This window comes from Nocardioides sp. 1609 (assembly GCF_004522105.1).
Taxonomy (GTDB): Bacteria; Actinomycetota; Actinomycetes; order Propionibacteriales; family Nocardioidaceae; genus Nocardioides.
Map to the genome: position 1 here is coordinate 363,989 of NZ_SPUJ01000005.1, position 25,718 is coordinate 389,706.

Sequence of the window (25,718 nt, forward strand, 5' to 3'; positions counted from 1 at the left end):
GTGCTGGCACCACCCCGGCCGGGGTGCCTGGACTCCTGACGGCGGGGCCCGCGCTCACGAGGCTGGAGCCCTCAGCCCAGAACTCCCCAGGAGAGCGTCGTGACCAACCCCCTGACCACCCTTCCGCGCCGCGCGGCCCGCTGGAGCGCCACCCACCCGTGGCGCGCCATCGGCGCGTGGTTCCTCTTCGTCGTCGTGGCCGTCGCGCTGGCGTCGTTCGTGCCGACGGCCGAGACCGAGGACGCCGACTACCTGCACGGCGACTCGGGTCGGGCCGCCGAGCTCGTCACCGCCGCCGGGCTCGACGGCCCCGACGCCGAGAACGTGCTCGTCACCGCGGACGGCGTCCTCGACCCGGCTGCGGCGGAGTCCGCGGCCGCGGCGGTCGTCACCGCCCTCACGCCCCTCGAGGGCGTGGCCGCGGTGACCGGCCCCCAGTGGAGCCCGGACCGGTCGGCCCTGCTGGTGCCGGTCCAGCTGGCCCGCGACGACGACGGGTCCGACCGCGGCGCCCTCGCCGAGCGGGTCCTGGACGCCGTCGCCGGCGTCCAGGCCGCCCACCCGGACGTCGAGGTGCGCGCCACCGGCGACGCCACCCTGGACGCCGCCATCGACGAGCGGGTCGGCGACGACCTCGCCTCCGCCGAGGGGATCAGCCTCCCGATCACCCTGGTCCTGATGCTCGTGGCCTTCGGGGCGCTGGTCGCCGCCGGCCTCCCCGTGCTGCTCGCGGTGACCAGCGTGGCCGCCACGATCGGCATCCTGGCCCCGGTCTCGCACCTGGTGCCGGCCGAGAGCACGGTGACCAGCATGGTCGTGCTCATCGGCATGGCGGTCGGGGTCGACTACTCGCTCTTCTACCTCAAGCGCGAGCGTGAGGAGCGGCTCGCCGGGCACAGCACGCTCGACGCCGTCGACATCGCCGCCCAGACCTCGGGGCACTCGATCCTGGTCTCCGGCGGGGCCGTCATCGCCTCGATGACCGGACTGTTCCTGATGGGCGACGCGACGTTCAACAGCCTCGCGGTCGGTTCGATCATCGTCGTCGGCGTCGCCGTGCTCGGCTCGATCACCGTGCTCCCGGCGCTGCTCGCCAAGCTCGGCCGCTGGGTCGACCGGCCCCGGGTCCCGCTGCTGTGGCGCCTCAACGCGCGCATCGGCCGGGGCGGGCTGAGCACGCGGATCCTCGCACCCGTCGTCCGGCGTCCCGGCGTCGCGCTGGTGCTGTCCGGCCTCGTCGTCGCGGCGCTCGCCCTGCCGGCGCTCGGGCTGCGGGTCCACGCCGGCAACCTCGACACCCTGCCCGCCTCGGTGCCCGAGGTGCAGACGATGCGCGAGGTCGCGCGCGCCTTCCCCGCGGAGGGCACCGTCGTCGACGTCGTCGCCCGCGACGGCGGTGGCGACGCGGACGCCGTCGCCCGGGCCCTGGCCTCCCTCGAGCGGGACGCCGTCGCCACCGGTGACTTCGCCGCGACCGGGGAGACCCTCTCCACCGCCGGCGACACGACGGTGCTGCACCTCGGGCTGCCCTACGAGGAGTCCGACGAGCGGGTGGACGACGCCGTGCGTGCGCTGCGGGCCGACCTGGTGCCGGCGGCGTTCGACGGGACCGACGCCGAGGTCGTCGTCGGCGGCGACGTCGCCGTCAGCCTCGACACCGCCGACCGGTTCGGGGGACGGCTGCCGCTGGTCGTCGGGTTCGTGCTCCTGCTGACGTTCCTGATGATGCTGGCGACGTTCCGCAGCGTGGTGGTCGCCGCCCTCTCGACGGTGCTCAACCTGGCCTCGGTCGGCGTCGCGTTCGGCTTCCTCGTCCTGGTCTTCCAGCACGGGTGGGGCTCGGGCCTGCTCGACTTCACCAACCCGGGCTTCGTCATCGACTGGCTGCCGCTGTTCGTCCTGGTCGTGCTCGTCGGGCTCTCGATGGACTACCACGTCTTCGTGGTGAGCCGGATCCGCGAGCACGTGCGCGACGGGCTCCCGACCCGCGTCGCCGTCCAGCGCGGCATCGCCGACACCGCCGGCGTCGTGACGAGCGCGGCCGCCGTGATGGTCTCGGTGTTCGCGATCTTCGCGACCCTGTCGATGCTGGAGATGAAGATGATGGGTGTGGGTCTGTCCGCCGCGATCCTGCTCGACGCCACCCTGGTCCGGCTGGTCATGCTGCCGGCGGCGCTGGTGCTCCTGGGGGAGCGGGCGTGGTGGCCGAGCCGCCCGAGTCCGGTCGCGTCGCCGCCGGTGGCTCCGCTGGACTGGGGGACCGGCGAGGTCAGGCCGGGACCGGCGCCGGAGCGCCAGTCGGTCTGACGGTCACGTGGACGCCGTTCAGCGCGGCGTTGCCCGAGACGTCGAGGAGCCCGGGGTCGGTGAGGTCGTTGATCGAGACCCCGGGCACCGTCGAGGCGTGCGCGAGGCGGGTGCCCGCGACCTGGTGGCCGTAGCCGTGGGGGAGCGAGACGACGCCCCGCATCACGTCGTCGGACCCGGTCACCTCCACCTCGACCGAGCCGACCCGTGAGGTCACCACGACGGTGCCGCCGTCGGCGATGCCCCGGGCGGCCAGGTCGTCGGGGTGCATGAGCAGGTGGTGCCGCGGCCGGCCACGGGTGAGCCGGGTGGTGTTGTGCAGCCATGAGTTGCAGTCGCGCTGGTGGCGGCGTCCGATGAGCAGCAGCTCGTCGGGGGCCGGCGCCGGCGGGTCGGCCAGCCAGGCACGCAGCCGGTCGAGGTCGGCGACGACGAGGGCCGGGACGACGTCGATGCGCCGGTCCTCGGTCTGCAGCCGGTCGGGCATCGTCGGGCGCAGCGGGCCGAGGTCGAGGCCCTCGGGGTGCGCCGCCACCTCGGCGGCGGTGGCCCGCCCGCCGGTGTTGAGCAGCACCTCGACCAGGTCGGCGGGCGGGGTCGCAAGCCGGGCGGCCAGGCCCTCGTCGAGCGGGGTGCCGAGGCGGTCGGCGAGTCGGGCGGCGAGCCCGCCGAAGATCTGCCAGTCGTGGCGCTGGTCGTCGTCGACGTCGAAGACGGCCGGCGTCCACCGGGCGGTGTTGCGGACCGCGAAGCCGTGGAAGACCAGGTCGTACTGGTCGCGCTCCAGCGCGCTCGTCGGCGGCAGCACGACGTCGGCGTGCCGGGTCGTCTCGTTGAGGTAGGGGTCGATCGCGACCATGAGGTCGAGCCCGCCGAGCGCCTCGGCCAGGCCGCGGCCGTCGGGGGTCGACAGCACCGGGTTGCCGGCGACGGTGACCATCGCGCGGATCCGGCCCTCACCCGGGGTCCGGATCTCCTCGGCCATCACCGCGGCCGGCAGCTCACCGGCGAACTCCGGGACGCCGCGCACCCGGCTGCGCCACCGGTCGTGCCGGCCGGGGCCGGCGATCCGCCGTCCGACGGTGTCGACGGCGGGCTCGGTGAACATCACGCCGCCCGGCCGGTCGAAGTGCCCCGACAGCAGGTTGAGGCAGGCGATCGCCCACTGGCAGATCGTGCCGAAACCCTGGGTCGAGACGCCCATCCGGCCGTAGACGATCCCGGCACCGCCGCCGGCCGGGGCCGCGAGGTCGTGGGCCAGGCCGCGGACCACCTCGGCCGGCACACCCGAGACCGCCTCGGCCCGCTCGGGGGTGAACGGGGCGACCAGGTCGGCGAGCGCGTCGACGCCGTCGACGTAGGCCGGCGGGTGGGCCAGGCCGTCGGCGAGGAGCACGTGCAGCATCGCCAGCAGCACCGCCGCGTCGGTGCCGGGCCGCACGAAGTGGTGCTCGTCCGCGACCTTCGCGGTCTCGGTGCGCCGCGGGTCGAGCACGACCATCCGGCCGCCCCGGGCGTGCAGCTCGCGCACCCGGGCGGGGAAGTCGGGCACCGTCATCAGCGAGCCGTTCGACGCCATCGGGTTCGCCCCGACCACCAGGAAGTACGAGGTGCGGTCGAGGTCGGGGATCGGCAGCAGCAGCTGGTGACCGTAGAGCTGCCAGGCCACGAGCTGGTGCGGGACCTGGTCGACGGTCGAGGCGCTGAACCGGTTGCGGGTCCGCAGCGCGCGCACGAACGCCGGCCCGTGGGTGCCGAAGCCGAGCGAGTGGGCGTTCGGGTTGCCGAGGTAGACCCCGACCGCGTCGCCGCCGTGCTCGGTGATCGTCGCGGCCAGCCGGTCGGCGACCAGGTCGAGGGCGTCGTCCCAGGCCAGCTCCTCCCACGTGTCGCCCACCCGGCGCACCGGACGCCGGAGCCGGTCGGGGTCGGCGTACACGTCGGCGAGGGCGATGCCCTTCGGGCACACGTGGCCGCGCGAGAGCGGGTCGTCGACGTTGCCGCGGACGCCGGTGACGGCGCCGTCCTGGATCGTCAACCGCAACCCGCAGATCGCCTCGCACAGGTTGCAGGCCGCCAGGCGGGTGCCGGTGAAGCCGGCGGGCACGGGGGACCGGGGGAGGGTGGTCACCTCGTCATCGTGGCACGCGCGACGGGCCCGTGGCAGGCTACGAGCACCGGACGCCGGCGACGACAGCGACAGCGACAGCGACAGCGACAGCGAGGACGATCGATGACCGACAGCAACGACCGGGGCCCGGTGTCCCTCGACAAGGTGACCCTGACGAAGGCGGCTCCGTCGGTGTCGCTCGCCAAGGCGGGATCGGCCGGCGGGGTGCTGCGGGTGAACCTGAACTGGAACGCGCGGCCCCCCTCGGCGGCCAAGTCCGGTGGGTTCCTCAAGCGACTGGCCGCGACGCCCACCCCGGCGATCGACCTCGACCTCGGCTGCCTCTACGAGCACACCAACGGCGCCAAGGGCGCCGTCCAGGCCCTGGGCGGCGCGCTGCGCGGCCAGCACGACACGACGACGCCGATCGCCTGGCTCGACGGCGACGACCGCTCGGGCACGAACGCCGCCGGCGAGAACCTCTTCGTCGACCTCGGTCAGGTCGCGGCGATCCGGCGCATCCTGGTCTACGCCTTCATCTACGAGGGCGTCCCGAACTGGGCGGCCGCCGACGGCGTCGTCACCCTGTTCCCGCCGTCCGGACCGCAGGTCGAGGTGCGTCTCGACGAGGCGGGCGCCGGCGCCGGGATGTGCGCGATCGCCATGCTCGAGAACGTCGGGGGCGAGCTCGTCGTGCGCCGCGAGGTCCGCTACGTGCCCGGTCACGCCGAGGTCGACCAGGCCTACGGCTGGGGCCTGAAGTGGGGTCGCGGCACCAAGTGATCCCGCAGTGCCGGGTCGCGGGACCGATCGGGCCGGATCGGGCCGGATCGGGCCGTGTCACCAGTCGTTTGTAGTCTGTGCCGCAGCACTCACACACACCATCGAAGGAGCGTGTCATGGTTGTCAGCTTGTCCAAGGGTGGAAACGTCTCCCTGACCAAGGAGGCCGGCCCCACCGGTCTCAACAAGGTCCTCGTCGGGCTCGGGTGGGACGTCCGCACCACCACCGGCCAGGACTTCGACCTCGACGCCTCCGCGCTCTCGTGCAACGAGGCCGGCAAGGTCGTCACCGACCAGCACTTCGTGTTCTACAACAACCTCCAGTCGCCCGACGGCAAGGTCATCCACCAGGGCGACAACCGCACCGGCGAGGGCGAGGGCGACGACGAGGTCGTCGAGGTCGACCTGGCCGGCATGGGCCCCGACGTCGACAAGGTCGTCTTCGCGGTCTCGATCGACCAGGCCGACGCCCGTGGCCAGAACTTCGGCCAGGTCACCGGTGCGTTCATCCGCGTCGTCAACAGCGACAACGGCACCGAGCTCGCCCGCTACGACCTCTCCGAGGACGCCTCCAGCGAGACCGCCATGGTCTTCGGCGAGCTCTACCGCAACGCTGCCGAGTGGAAGTTCCGCGCCATCGGCCAGGGCTACGCCTCGGGTCTCGCGGGCATCGTCCGCGACTACGGCGTCAACCTCTGACCCTCGGGTCCTCGCACCACCAGCTCGACCCGCCGTGCCCCTGACCGACCTCCTCGGTCGTCCCCTGACTCGAACGTGAGCTGATCCCGTGCTGTTCAAGACCCTTCGCTGGTCCTTCCTCTTCACCGTCATCGGTCTGGCCATCGCCTTCCTCTACGACGGCGTCACCGGCGTGACCGTCACCGCGATCCTGATCGTCCTGGAGGTCTCGCTCTCCTTCGACAACGCGGTGGTGAACGCGAAGGTCCTGAACCGCATGTCGGAGTTCTGGGTCAAGATCTTCCTCACCGTCGGCATCCTCATCGCCGTCTTCGGCATGCGGCTGCTGTTCCCGCTCGTCGTGGTCTTCGTGACCGCCGGGCTGTCGCCGATCGAGGCGTGGGACCTCGCGCTCGAGAAGGGCGACCCGGACACCCCGGGCACCTACGGCTACATCCTCAACGACGCCCACCCGCTGATCGCGGCGTTCGGCGGGATGTTCCTGCTGATGATCTTCCTCGACTTCGTCTTCGACGAGGACAAGGAGCACCACTGGCTCGGGCCGGTGGAGCGGGCGCTCTCGAAGGCAGCGGCCTTCCCGGGGGTCTCGGTGCTCGTGGCGCTCGTGTGGCTGTTCGTGTTTTCGCGGATCTTCTCCGAGGAGTCCGCCGACATGCTGCTGGCCGGGGTCTTCGGCATCATCTTGTACCTCGCGGTCAACGGCCTCGGCGACTTCTTCGACGGCGGCCTCGACGACGAGCTCGACGACGACGGGGAGCGGCAGGCCTCGACCGGGGAGGTCGTCAAGGCGACGGGCAAGGCGGCGTTCTCGCTGTTCCTCTACCTCGAGCTGCTCGACGCCAGCTTCAGCTTCGACGGCGTCATCGGGGCGTTCGCGATCACCTCCGACCCGATCATCATCGCGCTCGGGCTCGGCGTGGGAGCGTTCTACGTCCGCTCCATCACCATCTACCTCGTGCACCAGGGCACCCTGAGCGAGTACGTGTTCCTCGAGCACGGGGCGCACTGGGCGATCGGTGCGCTGGCCCTGCTGCTGTTCATCAGCATCGGCCCGCACATCCCCGAGGTGGTCACCGGCCTGGTGGGGGTCGCGTTCATCCTGCTGGCCCTGTGGTCGAGCATCAACTACAACAAGAAGCACCGCGGCGAGGAGCACGTCGTCCACGTCTAGCGCCTGTCCGGCTGCTGACCCGTCCCCGAGCCCGGGGGCGGGTCAGCAGCTTTTTCGCAGCACCGGCTCGATGACGCGGACGTCGGTGGCGGTGATCGCGAGGTCGTAGGCGTGCGCGACCTCGAGGTACGACGTGACGTAGGTGCACCGGTAGGTCGTGGCCGGCGGCAACCAGCTCGCCGGCGTGCTGTCGCCCTTCTGCAGGTTGGCCGTGCCGTCGACCGCGACCAGCTCGAGGTCGGTGTCGTTGGCGAACCTCGCGCGCTCCGCCGCGCTCCACCCCGCGGCGCCGAGGTCCCAGGCCGCCGCCAGCGGGAAGAGGTGGTCGACGTGGATCTGCGAGCCCTCGGTCGCGTAGTCGAGCCTGCCGCCGGTGTACGGGTCGTCGAGGATGCCGGCGACGACGTCGCAGTCGGGGCTCCGCTCGGAGAACCGGACGTCGCGCAGGGTCGCCCCGAGCACGTCGTTGCGGGTGTCGCAGCCGTTGTGCCCGTCGGGGGCGTCGGTGTCGTCGCTCCAGTCGGTGCCGAAGACGCAGCCGCCGTCGGGGCCGCACTCGCGGTCGTAGCCCGGGACGTCCGGGCGCCGCTCGACCACCCGGACCAGGCCGAGGAGCTCGCGCGCCCGGTCGGCGCCGGGCGCCGGGGACGCCGCGGGGTCGCTGGTCGGGGTCGGTCGCTCGTCGCGGGTGCCGTCGTCCGCCGGCGCGAGGTCGGGCACCGAGCAGCCGAGGAGGAGCGACCCGAGGGACACCGCGACCGCGACGCGGGCGGAGGGGCGGCGGAGGGTGGGCACGGTGCTCGTACGATACGACCGTGTCCCGTCGTCCGCCGTCGCAGCTCGAGGCGACGCAGCAGGCGCTCGACCAGCTGATGCTCGACTTCCAGCACCTCGACAGCTCGCAGCGCACGCTGCGCGGCATGGTGGAGAGCTTCCAGGCCTACCTGCCGCAGCGGGCGGCGGCGTCCGGTCTGGTGCCCCGGTTCCGGGTGCTCGACGCCGAGGCGGAGAAGCTGATCCTGGAGTACCTCGACGTCCTCGACCAGCACCCGTTCGACGAGACGTCGGACGCCGGCAAGCTCGGCGCGGCCCACCGCGCGTACGCCGCCACCGGGCCGAAGATCGCCAAGCACGCCGACGCGATGGACCAGGTCGTCAGCGACTACGACGCCGAGCTCACCCGGATCGGGCAGCAGGTCCAGCGGGGGCGCGCGCTCAAGGAGAGCGCCGCCGCGCTGGCCGGCCGGGTCGCCGCGGCCGCGACCAGGCTGCGGGACGGCGGCCTCGAGGTCCCCGAGCTCAACGGCCTGCTGGCGCGCACCCGCGCCGCGGCCGTGGCCGCCAACGAGTGGCAGCCGGCGTCCGGGTTCCCCGTGCTGGAGCAGGCCGGTGCCGAGCTCGAGGCGCTGGCCCGCGAGGCCGAGAAGCTCGCCGAGGAGTACCCGCAGCGCGTCGCCAAGGCCCGCACCCGGCGTTCGTCGCTGAGCACGCGGGTGCAGGCCGTCGAGTCACGGCGCGACCGGATCCCCGACACCCTGGCGGTGCTGCGGCGCGAGTTCAGCCTCGGCAACTGGCGCGACCTCGACGACGCCGCCGGCCGGGTCGACGCCGCGCTGGAGGAGGCGCGCACCAAGCTGCACGACTTCGACCGGCTCGTCGACGCCGGCGCCGACTGGGCGCTGCCGCTGCGGCTGCTCGACGAGGTGCGCCTCGCCCTCGACACCGCGGGCGGGCTGGTCGACGCGCCGATGACCCGCCTGACGGCGTTGCGCGAGGTCAAGGCCGACCCCGAGGCGCTGCTGCGACGCGTGCGGTTCCGGCTGCGCGACGCCCAGCTGCTCGTGACCCACCAGCCCCGGACCGGCGGCGAGGCCGTCGCCCGCGACCTCGACGCCCTGGCCCGGCGCCTCGACGGCCTCCGCTCGTCCCTGGAGGGCGTGCACCCCGACTACTGGGCGCTGCTCGGAGAGGCCGATCGGATCGAGGACGCCGTCAAGCAGCAGGTCGAGCGCTTCCGCGGGCTGTAGCGGTCGTCGTCCGCGTCGCGGCCCCGGCTCGCGGTGGCTGGCGGGTGCAGGCGTGTCTGAGGAGGCCCGAGCCCGGACTGGGCGGCCCAAATCTGAACTTGGGGGCCGGGATCCCGGCCCCCAAGTTCAGATTTCCCCGGTCGACCGGGGAAACCCCGGCCCCCCGTCCTAGAGCGTGACGCCGTAGTTGCTGATGATGCCCTGCAGGCCGGAGGCGTAGCCCTGGCCGATGGCGCGGAACTTCCACTCCTCGCCGCTGCGGTAGAGCTCGCCGAAGACCATGGCGGTCTCGGTGGAGGCGTCCTCGGACAGGTCGTAGCGGGCGAGCTCGGCGTCGTTGGAGGTGTCGATGACGCGGATGTAGGCGTTCTTGACCTGGCCGAAGCTCTGGCCGCGGGTGTCGGCGTCGTGGATGGTGACGTTGAAGACGACCTTGTCGGTCTGCGGGGTCAGCTGCGAGAGGTCGACCTCGATGCTCTCGTCGTCGCCGGAGGCGGCGCCGTCGCGGATGTCGCCCTTGTGGCGCACGGTGCCCTCGGGGGAGACGAGGTTGTTGTAGAAGATGAAGTGCTGGTCGCTGAGGACCTTGTCGCCCTCGCCGCAGACCAGGGCGGTGGCGTCGAGGTCGAAGTCGGCACCGTCGGTCGTCCGGGCGTCCCAGCCGAGGCCGACCCGGACGGACTGCAGCGACGGGGCCATCTTGGTCAGGCTGACGTTGCCACCCTTGGACAGCGAAACGGGCATGTTCTCTCCTTGGAAAGTGCGGGGACGGACGTCGGCAACTGTTCGCCGGCGGTTGCTGCGGAGGTTACTCGGCGATGGTGAGCGCGAAACCCCGCCGACCTATCCTTTCCCGGACCTCGGACGACGGCCCGCCACTCGTCCCCCCACGCACCACCGGATGAGAGCGGGACCGCGATGCGCCAGTTCCACTTCCTCGACGCGACCGACCGCGCGCAGCTGTTCCACAAGGAGCCCGTCGAGCTGCACCGCGACGACTCGCTCGACCTGCTGGCCCACGGTCTCGGCGCCACGCTCTACATCCCCGCGACGCGCGACGAGCTGGCCGCCGACGTCCTGCGGATGGCCGCGCGCGGCGCCACCAGCTGCGTGCTCTGCCTCGAGGACGCGATCCCCGACGGCGCCGTCGAGTACGCCGTCAACCACCTCGCCGAGCAGCTCACCACGCTCTACACGCCGGAGGGCCGCACCGACCTCCCGCTGATCTTCGTGCGGGTCCGCTCCGCCGACCAGCCGGCCCGGCTGCTCGGGCTGATGGGGGAGAGCGCCGCCGTCATCGACGGTTTCGTGCTGCCGAAGTTCTCGTCGGCCGGCGGCCAGGAGTACGTCGACGCCGTCGTCGACTGCGAGCGCGCCCTGGGGCGCCGGCTGACGATGATGCCGGTCATCGAGACGCCCGAGGTGATGTACCACGAGTCGCGCATCGACGAGCTGCTCGGTATCCGCGACCTCCTCGCCGCGCACGCCGAGCGGGTGCTCGCGGTCCGGATCGGCGCCACCGACATGGCCTCGGTGTTCGCCCTGCGCCGTCCCCGCGACCTGACGATCTACGACGTGAGGCTGATCGCGAGCGCGGTCACCGACGTCGTCAACGTGCTCGGCCGCCCCGGCGGGCACGCCGTGACGGGGCCCGTCTGGGAGTACTTCACCGCGCCCGACCGGATCTTCAAGCCGCAGCTGCGCGAGTCGCCGTTCGCCCGCAAGGACGACCGCGACCTGCGGGCCCGGCTGCTCGCCCACAACCTCGACGGGCTGATCCGCGAGGTGCTGCTCGACCGCGCCAACGGGCTGATCGGCAAGACCGTCATCCACCCCAGCCACGTCCCGGTCGTGCACGCGCTCGCCGTCGTCACCCACGAGGAGCACGACGACGCGCTCGGCGTGCTGTCGGCGAAGGAGGGCGGCGGGGGAGTCACCCGGTCGTCGTACCGCAACAAGATGAACGAGGCCAACCCGCACCTGGCCTGGGCCCGCCAGCTGATGCTGCGCGCCGACGTGTTCGGCGTGGCCGCGCCCGAGGCGACCTTCGTCGACCTGCTCGCCGCAGCCACCGACGAGGACCGGGCATGAGCCCCGCCGCCGGCTCCGGCACGACCACCTGGACCGGTGCCTGGGTGTGCGAGCACGCCGGGGTCGAGCTGGTGACCCGCGCGGTCGAGGGGCCGGCCGGCGCGCCGGACGGCGGAGCGGTCGAGGAGCTCGTCGGCCTGGCCGTGCGCCGCAACCCCAAGCGCGCCCACCTGATCGTGTCCAACGTCCTGGCCAAGCACGTCCCGGTCGCCCCGTCGCTGGCGCGCCGGCACGGTGCCGAGCTCGGGGCGAGGGCCGAGCAGGCCCTCGACGGCGTCCGCCCCGACCTCGTGGTCGGGTACGCCGAGACGGCGACCGGCCTCGGGCACCTGGTGGCCGACGCCCTGGGCAGCACGACACTGCACTCGACGCGGCGTCCGGGCTGGTCGGCGCTGAGCTTCGAGGAGGAGCACAGCCACGCGACCACGCACCGCCTCCAGCCGCGCGACCTCGCTCTCCTGCAGGGCACCGGCCCCCTGGTGCTCGTCGACGACGAGCTCACCACCGGCCGCACCATCCTCAACACCGTCCGCGAGCTGCACGCGATCTCCGCGCGCCCGGCCTACGTCGTGGCGGCGCTGGTCGACCTGCGTCCCGACGACGCCCGGGCGCTGGCCGACGAGGTCGCCGCCGAGCTCGGCACCTCGATCTCGTTCGTCTCGCTCCTGGCGGGCGAGGTCCGCACCCTCCACGAGCCCGACGAGCTCGTGGTGGCCGCCGTCGCCGCGACCGAGCCGCTGCCGCACCCCGGCGTCGAGCGCGCCGTGGAGGTCGCCACGAGCCACGTCTGGCCCGACGGCGTCCCGACCGGCGGTCGGCACGGACTCGGCCCGGGCGACGCCGACGGCTTCGAGGCCGCCGTCTCCGGGCTCGGCGAGGAGGTCGGCCGGCACGTCGCCGGCGCGAGCACGGTGCACGTGCTCGGCACCGAGGAGCTGATGTACCTCCCGCACCGGATCGCCGAGCACCTCGAGTCGACGCGGCCCGCCACCGCGGTGACGTTCTCCTCGACGACCCGCTCGCCGGTCGTCGTCCGCGACGAGGAGACGTACGCGATCCGGCACGGGATCACCTTCGCTGCCCACGACGGCGCCGACGACGACAAGCCGCGGTTCGCCTACAACCTCGAGCCCGGTCGCTTCGACGCGGTCGTGCTCGTCGTCGACGACGCCACGCCGCCGCCCGAGGAGGGCGGGGCGGCCGAGCTCCGCTCCGCGCTGCGCGCGCTGTGCGACCGCCTCGTCGTCGTCCGGGTGGGCCCGTGACGAGCCGCACGACCGCCACCCCGCTGCACGGCCCCGACTTCGGCTCCTACGCCGCCGACGACGTCACCTGGCTGCTCAAGGACCTCAGCCACGCCGACCTCGAGGCGCCCGTCGAAGAGCGCGAGGCCGCCATCCAGGCCGGCACCGCGCACTACGCCGAGTCGCTGCCGGTCGAGTACCAGCCGAGCCCGGAGTACACCGCGCTGTTCGAGAAGGCCCTCGCCGAGCAGGCCCGCAGGGTCGCGCTGGCCGCCGGGGTGCTGGTGCACCTGGTCGTCGACCTGCGCGGCGACGACGCTGCCCTGGTCTCGCTCGCCCGCGCCGGGACGCCGATCGGGATCCTGCTGCGCCGCTACGCGCGCCGGCTCGGGCTCGACCTGCCGCACTACACGATGTCGATCGTGCGCGGCCGCGGCCTCGACCAGGTCGCGCTGCGCCACCTCGCCGAGCGGCACGCGCCCGGCGACGTCGTCTTCGTCGACGGCTGGACCGGCAAGGGCGCCATCTCCCGCGAGCTCACCGCCGCCTGTGCCGCCCTCGAGCAGCGCACCGGCCAGCGCTTCGACCCCTCGCTGGCCGTGCTCGCCGACCCGGCCAACAGCACCGACGTCTACGGCACCCGCGACGACTTCCTCATCCCGTCGGCGTGCCTGAACTCCACGGTGTCGGGGCTCGTCTCGCGCACCGTCCTCAACGACCGGCTGATCGGCCCCGACGACTTCCACGGCGCCAAGTTCTACGCCGAGCTGGCCCCCGGCGACGTCTCGCGCCGCTACGTCGACGAGGTCGAGGCGCACTTCGACGACGTCGCCGACGAGGCCCGCGCCGAGGCCACCCGCCTGCTCGGGACCGACCGGACGCCGTCCTGGTCGGGCTGGCAGGCCGTCGAGGAGGTCAGTGCCGCCTACGGCATCGGCGACGTCAACCTGGTCAAGCCCGGCGTCGGCGAGACCACCCGCGTGCTGCTGCGCCGGGTGCCGTGGCGGATCCTCGTGCGGCCCGACCGGCGCCACGAGCTCGGCCACGTCGAGCTGCTCGCCGAGCAGCGCGGCGTCCCGGTCGAGGTCGTCGAGGGCCTGGCCTTCTCCTGCATGGGTCTCATCCACCCGCGCTTCGCCCAGTCCGAATCCTGACGAAGGAACCCTGCGTGCTCGCCTCCGACATCGACCGCACCCTGCTCTGGTCCCACAAGCGCATCGGCGACGTGCCGCCCGCCGACCTGGTCTGCCTCGAGGTGCTCCAGGAGCGCGACTGGGCGTTCGTGACCCGGCGCGCCCTCGACGTCCTCGACCGGATGACCGCGGGGGAGGGCGTCCGCGAGCTGGTGCTCTGCACGACCCGCACCCCCGACCAGGTGCTGCGGCTGCGGTTGCCGCGGTACCGCCGGGTGCTGTGCCTCAACGGCGGCGCGCTCCTCGTCGACGGCGTCCCCGACCCCGACCACGCCCGGGCGACCACGGCGCTGGTCTCCCAGCGCCGTCCGATGACGGAGTTCTCCGACCGGGTGCGCCACCTCGCCGAGGCGCCGCACGTGCGTGGCCTGCGGGACGCCGACGGCCACTTCGGCTACTTCCTGCTCACCGGCGACCCGGTGCCCGACGCCTGGGTCGAGGAGCTGGAGGCGGTCGCGGCCGAGGACGGCTGGCGGCTGACCCACGAGCAGACCAAGGTCTACGCGATGCCCGACGTCCTGACCAAGGAGGCCGGCCTGGCCCGGCTGCTCGAGCGCGGTGGGACGGGCGACGACGAGCTGGTCGCCGCGGCCGGCGACTCGATCCTCGACGAGGGGATGCTTCGCCTCGCGCGGCACGCGCTGGTCCCGAGGGGGGCCTACCTCGAGAGCCACGACTGGGACGGCGCCGTCACCGCCGCCACCGGCGTCCTCGCCGGCGAGGAGATCGCCCTCTGGCTGGCACAGCACGCCGGCCTCCCGGTGGCCGAGCCGGGTCGAGCCCCGGTGTCGTCGGGTGGTCTCGACTCGCGGTGACTGCGTCCCCGCGGCTCGACCAACGGGGGTCGCTCCGGTGGTCGAGCCGTTCCGGTGGTCGAGCCGTTCCGGTGGTCGAGCCGGCGAGCGTCAGCGAGCCGAGTCGAGACCCGTCCCCGGTGTGCCTGGTCTCGACTCGCGGTGACTCCGTCCCCGCGGCTCGACCAACGGGTTCGTTCCGGTGGACGAGCCGTTCCGGTGGTCGAGCCGGTGAGCGTCAGCGAGCCGAGTCGAGACCCGTCCCCGGTGTGCCTGGTCTCGACTCGCGGTGACTCCGTCCCCGCGGCTCGACCAACGGGGCCCGTTCCGGTGGTCGAGCCGGCGAGCGTCAGCGAGCCGAGTCGAGACCATCCACGCGTTCACGCGACCGGTTGCGCAGGCGGTCATCCACAGGCGGGTCGAGTCCCCTGGCGACCTGGCGACGAGGTACCGATCCTTCGTGGATGCCCTTCACCTACATGCTGAGATGTGCGGACGGCTCCTTCTACGTCGGGAGCACCTGGAACCTCGAGCATCGCCTCTACGAGCACGAGATCGGCGAAGGAGCCGAGTACACGAAGCGACGTCGCCCGGTCGAGCTCGTGTGGGTCGAGGAGTACGAGCGCGTCGCGGACGCCTTCGCTCGTGAGAAGCAGGTCCAGAACTGGAGTCGGGTGAAGCGACAGGCTCTCATCGACCGCTGCTACGCCGATCTACCAGCGCTCGCGGAGCGCTATTCGACACGCCGTCGTCGGGAGCGTGAGATCGCCGAGGCCGAGCGCCGCGGCAGGCTCGGGCTCCCGCCGTCCGTCCCCGGTGTGCCGGGTCTCGACTCGCGGTGACTCCGTCCCCGCGGCTCGACCAGCGGGGTCCGCTCCGGTGGTCGAGCCGGCGAGCGTCAGCGAGCCGAGTCGAGACCCTTCGTGTGCCGGGTCTCGACTCGCGGTGACTCCGTCCCCGCGGCTCGACCAACGGGGGGTCGTTCCGGTGGTCGAGCCGGTGAGCGTCAGCGAGCCGAGTCGAGACCCGTCCCCGGGGTGTCGGGTCTCGACTCGCGGTGACTCCGTCCCCGCGGCTCGACCAGCGGGGGCCCGGGTGGGCGATGACTCTGGGGCTCGAGAGGGGTCTAGGCAGGGACGACGTACGTCCGCGTCCGGCGGGCGTGGCTGACCCGGGAGGAACTCGATGGCGACGGTGCTGATGGTGGGGACCCGCAAGGGCCTGTGGATCGCGACCTCCGACGACGCCCGTCGTGACTGGGACGTCACGGGGCCGCACCACGACATGGAGGAGGTCTACTCCTGCCTGGTCGACACCCGTGGCGGTGGGACGCCGAGGCTGTTCGCCGGCGCCTCCTCGCCGTGGCTGGGGCCCCAGGTGCGGTGGTCCGACGACCTCGGCGCGACCTGGCAGGAGACGCCCGGCGGCGCCATCCGCTTCGACGCCGGCGACGGCGCGACCGTGGAACGGGTCTGGCAGCTGACCCCCGGCATCGAGCCGGACGTCGTGTGGGCCGGCACCGAGCCCGGCGCGGTCTGGCGCTCCGACGACCGCGGCCGCACGTTCGCGCTCGTGCGCGGGCTGTGGGAGCACCCGCACCGCACCGCGTGGGGCGCCGGCTACGGCGGCCAGGCCTTCCACACGATCCTCCCGCACCCCACCGACCCCGACTCGATCACCGTCGCGATCTCCTCGGGCGGCGTCTACCAGAGCGCCGACGGCGGTGCGTCGTGGACGCCGCGCAACCACGGGCTGCGCGCGGAGTTCCTGCCCGAGGGGCAGCAGTACCCGGAGTTCGGCCAGTGCGTCCACAAGATCGCGCGCCACCCGGACCGCCCCGAGCGGCTCTTCCTGCAGAACCACGGCGGCGTCTACCGCTCCGACGACCACGCCGCCACCTGGCAGTCGATCGCCGAGGGCCTGCCGGCGGAGTTCGGGTTCCCGGTCGTCGTCGACCCGCACGATCCCGACACCGTCTACGTCTTCCCGCTCGAGGGCAGCGGCGGCCGCTACCCCGCCCGTGCCCACGCCGCGGTCTGGCGCTCCCAGGACGCCGGCGCGAGCTGGTCGCCCCTGGACGACGGCCTGCCCGACCCGTGCTGGGTCGGGGTGATGCGCGACGCCATGGTCGCCGACGACCACCGCCCCACGGGGCTCTACGTCGGCGCCCGCAACGGTGCGGTGTGGGCCTCGGCCGACGCCGGCGCGACGTGGCGCGAGGTCGTGGCCAACCTGCCTGACGTCATGGTGGTGCGGGCGGCGTCGTACCCGGACACGCCCGCGGCCCCGCAGGGCTGATGCGACGCGGGTTTGGGTGCGACCGCGGGCGCGCGTTAACCTGTCATGTCCGTCCCTCACAGGACGACGACACTCGACTGACCGCCGTGCAACGGCCGCGGATCCAGAGTGCCCGGGAGAACAGGCCCCGGCGCGCCGCGCAGCGAAGAGACGAAAAGGAGCCGCCATGTCCATCGGGACCGACGCAGCGACGAAGAAGAAGATCATCGCCGAGTACGCCACGACCGAGGGCGACACCGGCTCGCCCGAGGTGCAGATCGCGCTGCTCAGCCACCGCATCGCCCACCTCACCGAGCACCTCAAGACGCACAAGCACGACCACCACAGCCGTCGTGGACTGCTGCTGCTGGTCGGCCAGCGCCGCCGGCTGCTGAACTACCTGCGCAAGACCGAGATCGACCGCTACCGCTCGATCATCGAGCGCCTCGGCCTGCGCCGCTGACCGTCGTCGGGATCCACCCATCGGGTGGGTCCCGACTACTGCATCTGGCGCTCGTACGCCGGTGCGCACAACTGAAAACCCACCCACTGGAGCGATCCGCGCCACCGTCCGGCCCGGTCCTCGGTAGTGACCTTCAGGAGCTCGAGCCACTGACGTGGTGGCACGGCCTGCGGGTCTCGATCGAAGATCGGCCACGCCCCGCCCGGCAGATGTCCGGGCCCGGCATGTGCGCGGGCAGTCGCGGATCGCGCCGCGAACAGGAAGATCAACGTGACAGAACCCGTCATCTCCGCCGTCGAGACCGTTCTCGACAACGGCAAGTTCGGCACCCGCACCGTCAAGTTCGAGACCGGGCTCCTCGCCCGCCAGGCCGCCGGTTCGGTGACCGCCTACCTCGACGACGACACGATGCTGCTCTCGGCCACCACGGCCGGCAAGCACCCCAAGGACCACTTCGACTTCTTCCCCCTGACGATCGACGTCGAGGAGCGGATGTACGCCGTGGGCCAGATCCCCGGCTCGTTCTTCCGCAGCGAGGGTCGTCCCGGCGAGGACGCCATCCTCACCTGCCGCCTCATCGACCGGCCGCTGCGCCCGACCTTCAAGAAGGGTCTGCGCAACGAGGTCCAGGTCGTCATCACCGTGATGGCGCTCGACCCCGACCAGCCCTACGACGTCCTGGCGATCAACGCCGCGTCCCTGTCGACCCAGATCTCCGGCCTGCCGTTCTCCGGCCCCGTCGGCGGCGTCCGCGTCGCCCTCATCGAGGGCCAGTGGGTCGCCTTCCCGAGCCACAGCCAGCTCGAGAACGCCGTCTTCGACATGGTCGTCGCCGGCCGCGTCACCGACACCGGCGACGTCGCCATCATGATGGTCGAGGCCGAGGCGCCCGAGGGCACCTACGAGCTCGTCGCCGGTGGCGCCGCCGCCCCGTCCGAGGAGATCGTGGCCGGTGGCCTCGACGCCGCCAAGCCGTTCATCAAGCAGCTCTGCGACGCGCAGGCCGAGCTGGCCAAGCAGGCCGCGAAGCCCGTCCAGGAGTTCCCGGTCTTCCTCGACTACGAGGACGACGTCTACGACGCCGTCTTCGCTGCCTCGTCGGCCGCGACCACCGAGGCCCTCGCGACCTTCGGCAAGCAGGAGCGCGACGAGAAGCTCGACGACGTCAAGGCGTCGCTGCTCGAGCAGGTCGGTGCCCAGTTCGAGGGGCGCGAGAAGGAGATCGGGGCCGCGTTCAAGTCGGTCACGAAGGCCCTCATGCGCGAGCGCGTGCTGCGCGACAAGATCCGCATGGACGGTCGCGGCCTCGCCGACATCCGCCCGCTGCACGCCGAGGTCGGCGTGATCCCGCGCGTCCACGGCTCGGCGCTCTTCGAGCGCGGCGAGACCCAGATCCTGGGTGTCACCACGCTCAACATGCTCAAGCTCGAGCAGCAGCTCGACACGCTGAGCCCGGAGAAGCATCGCCGCTACATGCACAAGTACGTGTTCCCGCCGTTCTCCACCGGCGAGACCGGTCGCGTGGGCTCGCCCAAGCGCCGCGAGGTCGGCCACGGTGCGCTCGCGCGCCGTGCGATCCTGCCCGTGCTGCCCAGCCGCGAGGAGTTCCCCTACGCGATCCGTCAGCTCTCCGAGGCCATGGGCTCCAACGGCTCCACCTCGATGGGCTCGGTCTGCGCCTCGACCCTCTCGCTGCTCCAGGCCGGCGTGCCGCTCAAGGCGCCCGTCGCGGGCATCGCGATGGGCCTCATCTCCGGCGAGGTCGAGGGCGAGACGACGTACGTCGCGCTGACCGACATCCTCGGTGCCGAGGACGCCATGGGCGACATGGACTTCAAGGTCGCCGGCACCCGTGAGTTCGTCACGGCCCTGCAGCTCGACACCAAGCTCGACGGCATCCCGGCCGAGGTCCTGGCCGCGGCCCTGACCCAGGCCAAGGACGCCCGTCTGGCGATCCTCGACGTCATGGGCGAGGCCATCGAGGCTCCCGAGGAGATGTCGCTGCACGCGCCGCGGATCATCACGGTGCGCGTCCCCGTCGACAAGATCGGTGAGGTCATCGGCCCGAAGGGCAAGATCATCAACCAGATCCAGGACGACACCGGCGCCTCGATCTCGATCGAGGACGACGGCACCATCTACATCGGTGCCACCAACGGCGAGTCCGCGGAGGCTGCCCGCAACGCGATCAACCAGATCGCCAACCCGACGATGCCCGAGGTCGGCGAGCGCTACCTCGGCACGATCGTGAAGACGACGAACTTCGGTGCGTTCGTCTCGCTCATGCCGGGCAAGGACGGCCTGCTGCACATCACCAAGCTGCGCAGCCTGGTCGGCGGCAAGCGCGTCGAGAACGTCGACGACGTCGTCTCGGTCGGCCAGAAGATCCAGGTCGAGATCGCCGAGGTCGACGACCGCGGCAAGCTGTCGCTGATCCCCGTGGTCGAGGACGACGCCGAGGCCGGCCAGCCCGACACGGCCGACGCCGAGGTCGACGCCGAGGTCTGACCCGCACGCTGACCCGCCAGCCCCGGCTGGCGGGTCAGTGTCGTTTTCGAGGAAGTGGATGATGGAACGCATGCAGTCCCCACACGCCAGCTCGCGGCCCTCGCAGGCCCAAGCCGCGACGGCCCGCTCGACCACCGTCGCGACGTCCGCCTCGCGGCCGTCGCAGAAGGTCGGCACGACGCGCACCCTCTCGACGGTGCGCGACACCGGCGGGGTCGTCACCTCGCAGGTCCGACGCACGGTCCTGCCGGGCGGTCTCCGCGTCGTGACCGAGCAGATGGCCGGCGCCCGCTCCGCGACGATCGGCGTGTGGGTCGACGTCGGGTCGCGCGACGAGACGCCGTCGCTGCACGGGGCCTCGCACTTCCTCGAGCACCTGCTCTTCAAGGGCACGCACGAGCGGTCGGCCCTCGACATCTCGGTGGCCCTCGACGCGGTCGGCGGCGAGTTCAACGCCTTCACCGCCAAGGAGTACACCTGCTTCCACGCGCGGGTCCTCGACGAGGACCTGCCGCTCGCCGTCGACGTGCTCGGCGACATGGTCACCTCCTCGCTGATCACCGACGAGGACGTCGAGGCCGAGCGCGAGGTCATCCTCGACGAGATCGCGATGCACGACGACGACCCCGACGACGTCGTCCACAACCTCTTCGCCGAGCAGGCGTGGGGTGCGACGTCGCCGCTGGGTCGCTCGATCGCCGGCACCGAGGAGTCCATCACCGGGCTCGACCGGGCCCGGATCCTGAGGTTCTACCGCAAGCACTACCGGCCCGAGCACATGGTCGTCTCGGTCGCCGGCAGCCTCGACCACGCGACCGTCGTCCGTCAGGTGCGCAAGGCCTTCGGCCGCCGCGCCTTCCTGAGCGGCGAGCAGACCCCCGTCGGCCCGCGCCGGACCGGCAAGCGGGTGCGGGTGCACCCCGGCCAGGTCGAGGCGACGCGGCCCTTCGAGCAGGTCAACATCGTGCTCGGCATGGAGAGCTACCCCCGCGACGACGACCGGCGCTTCGCGCTCGGCGTCCTCAACACCGCCCTCGGGGGCGGGACGTCGTCGCGGCTGTTCCAGGAGATCCGCGAGCGCCGGGGCCTGGCGTACTCGGTCTACTCCTTCACCTCCCACCACGCCGACGCCGGCGTGGTCGGCGTCTCGGTCGGCTGCCTGCCGTCGAAGCTCGACGAGGTGCTCGCGACCGTCCGCCTCGAGCTGTCCCGCGTCGCCGCCGACGGCATCACCGAGGACGAGCTGGTGCGGGGCAAGGGTCAGCTCCGTGGCGGGCTCGTGCTCGGCCTGGAGGACTCCGCGTCGCGGATGATCCGGCTCGGCAAGGCCGAGCTGGTCCACGACGAGCTGCTCGAGATCGACGAGGTGATGGCCAAGATCGACGCCGTCACGCTCGAGGAGGTCCGGACCATCGCCGCCGACGTCTTCGCGCGACCCGAGGTCCTGGCGATCGTGGGGCCGAGCACCTAGGCGCCGGCTCCGCTCCGGGGGCAGCTCACCGCCGGCCGATGACCCCCACGACCGGGGGCTGCTTGTTGTCGATCACCGAGACGCGGAACCCGCCCTCGGACAGGGCTGCCGAGGCGCCCTTGATGATCTTCGGGACCTGCTCGGGGATCTTGGCCTCGAAGAAGAGGAAGACGGCGCCGCCGGGGACGACCCGCTCGTGCAGCAGGGCGACCTCGTCCTGGCACTCGCGCACCCAGAAGAGGTTGACGTTGAACGCGAAGACCTTGTGCAACCGCTTCACCGGCACCCGCAGCGTGGCGAGGTCGATCTGGCGCACGGTCAGCCGACCGGCCTTGACGGCCTCGGCGTTACGACGCTTGGTGCGGTCGACCCCGGACTCCGAGCGGTCGATCGCGAAGAGCTTGCCGGTCTCGAGCCGCCCGGTGATGAGCTCGGCCGCAGCGCCGGGACCACAGCCGATCTCGAGCACGTGGTCGGCCGGTTGGGGGTCCATGAACTCCACCGCCCATCGGATCCGCGCCGGAATCTGCTGTGCCACCATGCGTCCACCCTGCCAGAACCCACGAAGGCATTCACTCACCAACACCTAGGGTGAGCATGTGATTCGTGTGGGCGTGCTGGGTGCGCGGGGCAAGGTCGGCGCCGAGGTGTGCCGGGCCGTGGACGCCGCGGAGGGTCTGGAGCTCGTCGCGGCCCTCGACCAGGGCGACGACCCGGGTGACCTGGTCGCCGCCGGGGCCGAGGTGGTCGTCGACTTCACCCACCCCGACGTGGTGATGGACAACCTCGCGCTGTGCATCGAGCACGGCATCCACGCCGTCGTCGGGACGACCGGCTTCGACGACGAGCGGCTGGCCCGGCTGGAGGCCCGGCTGGCGGCGGCGCGGAGCGGCGAGGGTCCCGGCAGCGGCGTCCTGATCGCCCCGAACTTCTCGATCGGCGCGATCTTGATGATGCGGTTCGCGGCGGCGGCCGCGCCGCACTTCGAGTCCGTCGAGGTCGTCGAGCTGCACCACCCCGACAAGGCCGACGCCCCCTCGGGCACGGCCCGCCGCACCGCCGAGCTGATCGCGGCCGCGCGTCGCGACGCCGGCACGGCCCCCGCGCCCGACGCGACGTCGACGTCCCTCGACGGCGCCCGCGGCGCCGACGTCGACGGCGTCCCGGTGCACGCCCTGCGGGTCCGGGGCCTGGTCGCCCACCAGGAGGTCGTGCTCGGCGGACCGGGGGAGACCCTCACGATCCGCCACGACTCGCTGCACCGCTCGTCGTTCACGCCGGGCGTCCTGGCCGCCGTCCGCGCGATCCCCGCGCGTCCCGGTCTCACCGTCGGCCTCGAGCAGCTCATCGACCTCTGAGGCGGGATCGTGCGTCGCCCCTCCGGTGGTCGAGCCGCGGGGACGGAGTCACCGCGAGTCGAGACCTGGTGACGGGTGGGGGTGGTCTCGACTCGGCCAGCGGTGTCGTCCGGTGGTCGAGCCGTGGGGACGGAGTCACCGCGAGTCGAGACCTGGCGGGGTGGTGTGGTCTCGACTCGGCTCGCTGGCGCTCGGCGGCTCGACCAGCGGTAGCCGGTGGTCGAGCCGTGGGGACGTAGTCACCGCGAGTCGAGACCTCGCGGGGGGTGGGTGGTCTCGACTCGGCTCGCTGGCGCTCGCCGGCTCGACCAGCGGGGTCCGGTGGTCGAGCCGTGGGGACGGAGTCACCGCGAGTCGAGACCTGGCCGGGGTGGGTGGTCTCGACTCGGCTCGCTGGCGCTCGCCGGCTCGACCAGCGGGTGCTGGGCCCGACCTGCGGGTGTCGGGCTCGACCAGCGGTTGACGGTGGGTTCAGAGGAGGCGGGCGAGGGCGGCGACGAGGGCGGCGCCGAAGACGACGAGCAGGAACGGGGCTCGCAGGAGGAGCAGCACGACCGCGGCGCCGAGGGCGAGGGCACGGGCGTCGAGGGTGAGCCCCTGGTCGTCGGTGGCGACGACCTGGACGGCGACCAGCGCGGCCAGCAGCGCGACCGGGATCAGGTCGGCGACGCGGGAGACCACGGGGTGGTCGAGCACCCGGGGCGGCACCGCGAGGCCGCTCAGCTTGAGCAGGTAGCAGCCGAGGGCGCCGACGACGATCGCGGCCCAGGTCACGGCGTCGCCCCGCCCGGCCCGGCGCCGGACCTCGGTGCGGGGGAGCGACGCGTGAGGACGCCGGCCAGCAGGGCCACCCCGGCCGCCACCAGCACCGGGACGCCGGCGGCGGTGAATGGGACGACGCCGAGCGCCACCGCCGCCGCGAGGACGGCGACGACGCGGTGCAGCGGGCGGTCGAGCCGCGGCCACAGCAGCGCGAGGAACGCCGCCCCGACGGCGGCGTCCACGCCGTAGTCCCGCGGGTCGCCGATGGCCTCGCCGGCGATCGCGCCGGCCAGGGTGGCGAGGTTCCAGAGCACGAAGATCGAGCCGCCGGTCCAGAGGAAGCCGGTGCGCGCCGCCTCCCGTGTCGGCCGCGACACCGACATCGCCGTCGACTCGTCGATGAGGAGGTGGGCAGCGCCGACCCGGTGCCAGCCGCGGTAGCCGAGCAGGGGAGCGAGCCGGAGCCCGTACAGCGTGTTGCGGGTGCCGAGCAGGAGCGCCGTGGCGGCGCCCGCGGACGGCGTGCCGCCCGAGGCGAGGACGCCGACCATCGCGAACTGCGAGGCACCGGTGAACATCAGCAGCGACAGGGCACAGGCCTGCAGGACGTCGAGCCCGGACGCGACCGCGACCGCGCCGAACGAGACGCCGTAGGCACCCGTCGCGACGCCGACGCCGAGGCTGTCGCGGACGATCTCGCGTCGACCGGCGGGGACGACGGGGTCGGCCGGCGCGGCGTCGTTCACGCCAGGGCGGTGTGCAGGCGGACCTGCTTGACCGTGGTGGTGCCGCTCCCGTCGAGGTCGAGCTCGCGGTGCGCGGAGTCGGGGGCCCAGCCGGCGCTCTCGAGGAACGCGCGCCGCCGGTCGTCGGTGGCGATCGTCCAGGTGACGGCGCGGGTGAAGCGGTCGGCCTCGAGCGTCTCGGCGGCCGCCTGCAGCAGCCGGGAGCCGTGGCCCTTGCCGCGCTCGTCGGGGACGACGACCAGCTCGGCCAGCTCGCCGTCGGCGATCGGGTCGCAGTCGGGGTCGGCGGCCGGGGTGGTGACCGCGTACCCGACGACCCGGTTGCGCTCCAGCGCCACCAGGACCCGGTTGCGGGCGTCGGCGGGCCTGCTCATCGACGTGCGCCAGGCCTCGGCGACCGGGGCCGGGTCGGTCGGGATCGCCTCGGGGGGCAGGACGCCGGCGTACTGTTCGCCCCAGGCGCGCACCTGCACCGCCGCGATCGCGTCGGCGTCGTCGGACCAGGCGACGCGGACGGAGACGTCGGCGCTCGGAGAGCTCATGGGCCGATCATCGCAGTGGCCGTAGCGGCGGTGGCGCCGCGGGGCGGCACCACCGGGGTGGCTACGGTGGAAGGCATGGAATTCCGCAACCTCGGTGCGAGTGGTCTGAAGGTCTCGGCCATCTCGTACGGCAACTGGCTCACCCACGGATCCCAGGTCGAGGAGGACGCCGCACTCGCGTGTGTGCGCCAGGCCCTCGACGAGGGGATCACCACCTTCGACACCGCCGACGTCTACGCCAACACGGCCGCCGAGACGGTGCTCGGCAAGGCCCTGGCCGGCGAGCGCCGGCAGGGCCTGGAGATCTTCACGAAGGTCTTCTGGCCGACCGGCCCGGGCAAGCAGAACGACCACGGGCTGTCGCGCAAGCACATCCTGGAGTCGATCGACGGCTCGCTGCAGCGCCTCGGCACCGACTACGTCGACCTCTACCAGGCGCACCGCTTCGACCACGAGACGCCGCTGGAGGAGACGATGCTGGCCTTCGCCGACGTCGTCCGAGCCGGCAAGGCGCTCTACATCGGCGTCTCGGAGTGGCGAGCGGAGGAGATCCGCGCCGCGGCCGGGCTCGCTCGTGAGCTCCACGTCCCGCTGGTCTCGAACCAGCCGCAGTACAACATGCTGTGGCGCGTCATCGAGGCCGAGGTCGTGCCGACCAGCGAGGAGCTGGGGCTCGGTCAGGTGGTCTGGTCGCCGATCGCGCAGGGCGCGCTCACCGGCAAGTACAAGCCTGGCGCCGAGCTGCCGGCCGGCTCGCGCGCCACCGACGAGAAGGGCGGCGCCGACATGATCAAGCGCTGGATGGACGACGACGTCCTCGAGCGGGTCCAGCGCCTCCAGCCGATCGCCGACGAGGCCGGCCTCTCCCTCGCCCAGCTCGCCGTCGCCTGGGTCCTGCAGAACCCCAACGTCTCCTCGGCCATCATCGGCGCCTCCCGGCCCGAGCAGGTCACGGAGAACGTCAAGGCCGCCGGCGTGACGCTGGACGCCGACGCGCTCACCGCGATCGACGACGTCCTCGGCGACGTGGTCGTGCGCGACCCGGCCAAGACCCAGTCGCCGCGACGCTCGGAGATCTTCGGCTGAGCATGGCACCCGCCGGAGGTCGAGCAAGCGAGCTCCCGCGGGTGCGACGGAACCGCAGCTGCGCAACCACCGAAGGTCGAGCAACCG

23 protein-coding genes are annotated in these 25,718 nt (G+C 72.7%); 16 read left to right on the forward strand and 7 right to left on the reverse strand.

Features of this window, described 5'->3' with window-relative positions:
- The first annotated feature begins 99 nt into the window (after positions 1 to 99).
- Positions 100 to 2,307 (forward strand): MMPL family transporter, encoded by a 2,208-nt coding sequence (locus E4623_RS15555; protein ID WP_245155100.1) that lies wholly within the window; start codon positions 100 to 102, stop codon positions 2,305 to 2,307.
- Here E4623_RS15555 and E4623_RS15560 read toward each other — a convergent pair.
- Positions 2,270 to 4,438 (reverse strand): molybdopterin-dependent oxidoreductase, encoded by a 2,169-nt coding sequence (locus E4623_RS15560; protein ID WP_245155101.1) that lies wholly within the window; start codon positions 4,436 to 4,438, stop codon positions 2,270 to 2,272. The genes E4623_RS15555 and E4623_RS15560 overlap by 38 nt on opposite strands.
- A gap of 102 nt (positions 4,439 to 4,540) precedes the next feature.
- On the opposite strand from E4623_RS15560, the gene E4623_RS15565 reads away from it, so the two are divergent.
- From E4623_RS15565 to E4623_RS15575, 3 genes are all read left to right on the forward strand, one after another.
- Entirely contained in the window at positions 4,541 to 5,200 is a 660-nt protein-coding gene (locus tag E4623_RS15565) for a tellurium resistance protein (RefSeq protein WP_134767458.1), read from the forward strand.
- A 116-nt stretch (positions 5,201 to 5,316) separates the two neighbouring features.
- A complete protein-coding gene (locus E4623_RS15570) occupies positions 5,317 to 5,898 on the forward strand; it encodes a TerD family protein (protein ID WP_134767459.1) in 582 nt (193 codons plus the stop codon).
- An 88-nt stretch (positions 5,899 to 5,986) separates the two neighbouring features.
- The gene (locus E4623_RS15575) at positions 5,987 to 7,069 is read left to right on the forward strand and encodes a DUF475 domain-containing protein (protein ID WP_134767460.1); all 1,083 of its coding nucleotides are present in this window, start codon (positions 5,987 to 5,989) and stop codon (positions 7,067 to 7,069) included.
- A 42-nt stretch (positions 7,070 to 7,111) separates the two neighbouring features.
- On the opposite strand, the gene E4623_RS15580 is transcribed toward E4623_RS15575, so the two are convergent.
- A complete protein-coding gene (locus E4623_RS15580; protein WP_134767461.1) occupies positions 7,112 to 7,864 on the reverse strand; it encodes an HNH endonuclease family protein in 753 nt (250 codons plus the stop codon).
- A gap of 20 nt (positions 7,865 to 7,884) precedes the next feature.
- Here E4623_RS15580 and E4623_RS15585 point away from each other — a divergent pair, with 20 nt between their 5' ends.
- Positions 7,885 to 9,096: a hypothetical protein gene (locus E4623_RS15585; RefSeq protein WP_134767462.1), complete on the forward strand. Its 1,212-nt coding sequence runs from the start codon at positions 7,885 to 7,887 to the stop codon at positions 9,094 to 9,096.
- A gap of 168 nt (positions 9,097 to 9,264) precedes the next feature.
- On the opposite strand, the gene E4623_RS15590 is transcribed toward E4623_RS15585, so the two are convergent.
- Positions 9,265 to 9,840, reverse strand: coding sequence for a TerD family protein (locus E4623_RS15590; RefSeq protein WP_134767463.1), 576 nt, complete (start codon positions 9,838 to 9,840; stop codon positions 9,265 to 9,267).
- Between the two features lie 174 nt (positions 9,841 to 10,014).
- On the opposite strand from E4623_RS15590, the gene E4623_RS15595 reads away from it, so the two are divergent.
- The 9 genes from E4623_RS15595 to E4623_RS15630 all read left to right on the forward strand — a co-directional run bounded on the left by E4623_RS15595 (position 10,015) and on the right by E4623_RS15630 (position 21,137).
- Positions 10,015 to 11,187, forward strand: a complete 1,173-nt coding sequence (locus E4623_RS15595) for an HpcH/HpaI aldolase/citrate lyase family protein (protein WP_134767464.1) — start codon at positions 10,015 to 10,017, stop codon at positions 11,185 to 11,187.
- Positions 11,184 to 12,452: a phosphoribosyltransferase family protein gene (locus E4623_RS23015; protein ID WP_209020709.1), complete on the forward strand. Its 1,269-nt coding sequence runs from the start codon at positions 11,184 to 11,186 to the stop codon at positions 12,450 to 12,452. Before E4623_RS15595 ends, E4623_RS23015 begins: the two co-directional genes overlap by 4 nt.
- Entirely contained in the window at positions 12,449 to 13,585 is a 1,137-nt protein-coding gene (locus E4623_RS23020) for a cysteine protease StiP family protein (protein ID WP_209020710.1), read from the forward strand. Before E4623_RS23015 ends, E4623_RS23020 begins: the two co-directional genes overlap by 4 nt.
- Before the next feature lie 14 nt (positions 13,586 to 13,599).
- On the forward strand, positions 13,600 to 14,439 hold the full coding sequence (locus E4623_RS15605) for a hypothetical protein (RefSeq protein WP_134767465.1): 840 nt from the start codon (positions 13,600 to 13,602) through the stop codon (positions 14,437 to 14,439).
- Positions 14,440 to 14,882: 443 nt separating this feature from the next.
- Entirely contained in the window at positions 14,883 to 15,260 is a 378-nt protein-coding gene (locus E4623_RS15610; RefSeq protein WP_134767466.1) for a GIY-YIG nuclease family protein, read from the forward strand.
- A gap of 343 nt (positions 15,261 to 15,603) precedes the next feature.
- Positions 15,604 to 16,716 carry an exo-alpha-sialidase gene (locus tag E4623_RS15615; protein WP_134767467.1) on the forward strand — a complete coding sequence of 371 codons (1,113 nt, stop codon included), beginning with the start codon at positions 15,604 to 15,606 and terminating at the stop codon, positions 16,714 to 16,716.
- 166 nt (positions 16,717 to 16,882) lie between these two features.
- Entirely contained in the window at positions 16,883 to 17,158 is a 276-nt protein-coding gene (gene rpsO / locus E4623_RS15620; RefSeq protein ID WP_134767468.1) for a 30S ribosomal protein S15, read from the forward strand.
- A 270-nt stretch (positions 17,159 to 17,428) separates the two neighbouring features.
- Entirely contained in the window at positions 17,429 to 19,666 is a 2,238-nt protein-coding gene (locus E4623_RS15625) for a polyribonucleotide nucleotidyltransferase (protein WP_134767469.1), read from the forward strand.
- 70 nt (positions 19,667 to 19,736) lie between these two features.
- The gene (locus E4623_RS15630; RefSeq protein WP_134767470.1) at positions 19,737 to 21,137 is read left to right on the forward strand and encodes a pitrilysin family protein; all 1,401 of its coding nucleotides are present in this window, start codon (positions 19,737 to 19,739) and stop codon (positions 21,135 to 21,137) included.
- Positions 21,138 to 21,162: 25 nt separating this feature from the next.
- On the opposite strand, the gene E4623_RS15635 is transcribed toward E4623_RS15630, so the two are convergent.
- Positions 21,163 to 21,678, reverse strand: a complete 516-nt coding sequence (locus tag E4623_RS15635; protein WP_134767471.1) for a class I SAM-dependent methyltransferase — start codon at positions 21,676 to 21,678, stop codon at positions 21,163 to 21,165.
- 58 nt (positions 21,679 to 21,736) lie between these two features.
- Here E4623_RS15635 and dapB point away from each other — a divergent pair, with 58 nt between their 5' ends.
- Entirely contained in the window at positions 21,737 to 22,495 is a 759-nt protein-coding gene (dapB, locus tag E4623_RS15640) for a 4-hydroxy-tetrahydrodipicolinate reductase (protein ID WP_134767472.1), read from the forward strand.
- 471 nt (positions 22,496 to 22,966) lie between these two features.
- Here the strand turns inward: dapB and E4623_RS15645 are convergent, their stop codons facing one another.
- Genes E4623_RS15645 through E4623_RS15655 form a run of 3 tightly spaced genes read right to left on the reverse strand, consistent with a single transcriptional unit; the run spans position 22,967 to position 24,545 of the window.
- Positions 22,967 to 23,269 carry an AzlD domain-containing protein gene (locus E4623_RS15645; RefSeq protein WP_134767473.1) on the reverse strand — a complete coding sequence of 101 codons (303 nt, stop codon included), beginning with the start codon at positions 23,267 to 23,269 and terminating at the stop codon, positions 22,967 to 22,969.
- Complete coding sequence (locus E4623_RS15650) at positions 23,266 to 24,003, reverse strand: AzlC family ABC transporter permease (protein ID WP_134767474.1); 738 nt, start codon at positions 24,001 to 24,003, stop codon at positions 23,266 to 23,268. The genes E4623_RS15645 and E4623_RS15650 overlap by 4 nt, the downstream gene beginning before the upstream one ends.
- Entirely contained in the window at positions 24,000 to 24,545 is a 546-nt protein-coding gene (locus E4623_RS15655) for a GNAT family N-acetyltransferase (protein WP_134767475.1), read from the reverse strand. The genes E4623_RS15650 and E4623_RS15655 overlap by 4 nt, the downstream gene beginning before the upstream one ends.
- Before the next feature lie 75 nt (positions 24,546 to 24,620).
- On the opposite strand from E4623_RS15655, the gene E4623_RS15660 reads away from it, so the two are divergent.
- Positions 24,621 to 25,631 carry an aldo/keto reductase family protein gene (locus E4623_RS15660; RefSeq protein WP_134767476.1) on the forward strand — a complete coding sequence of 337 codons (1,011 nt, stop codon included), beginning with the start codon at positions 24,621 to 24,623 and terminating at the stop codon, positions 25,629 to 25,631.
- Positions 25,632 to 25,718 lie beyond the last annotated feature (87 nt).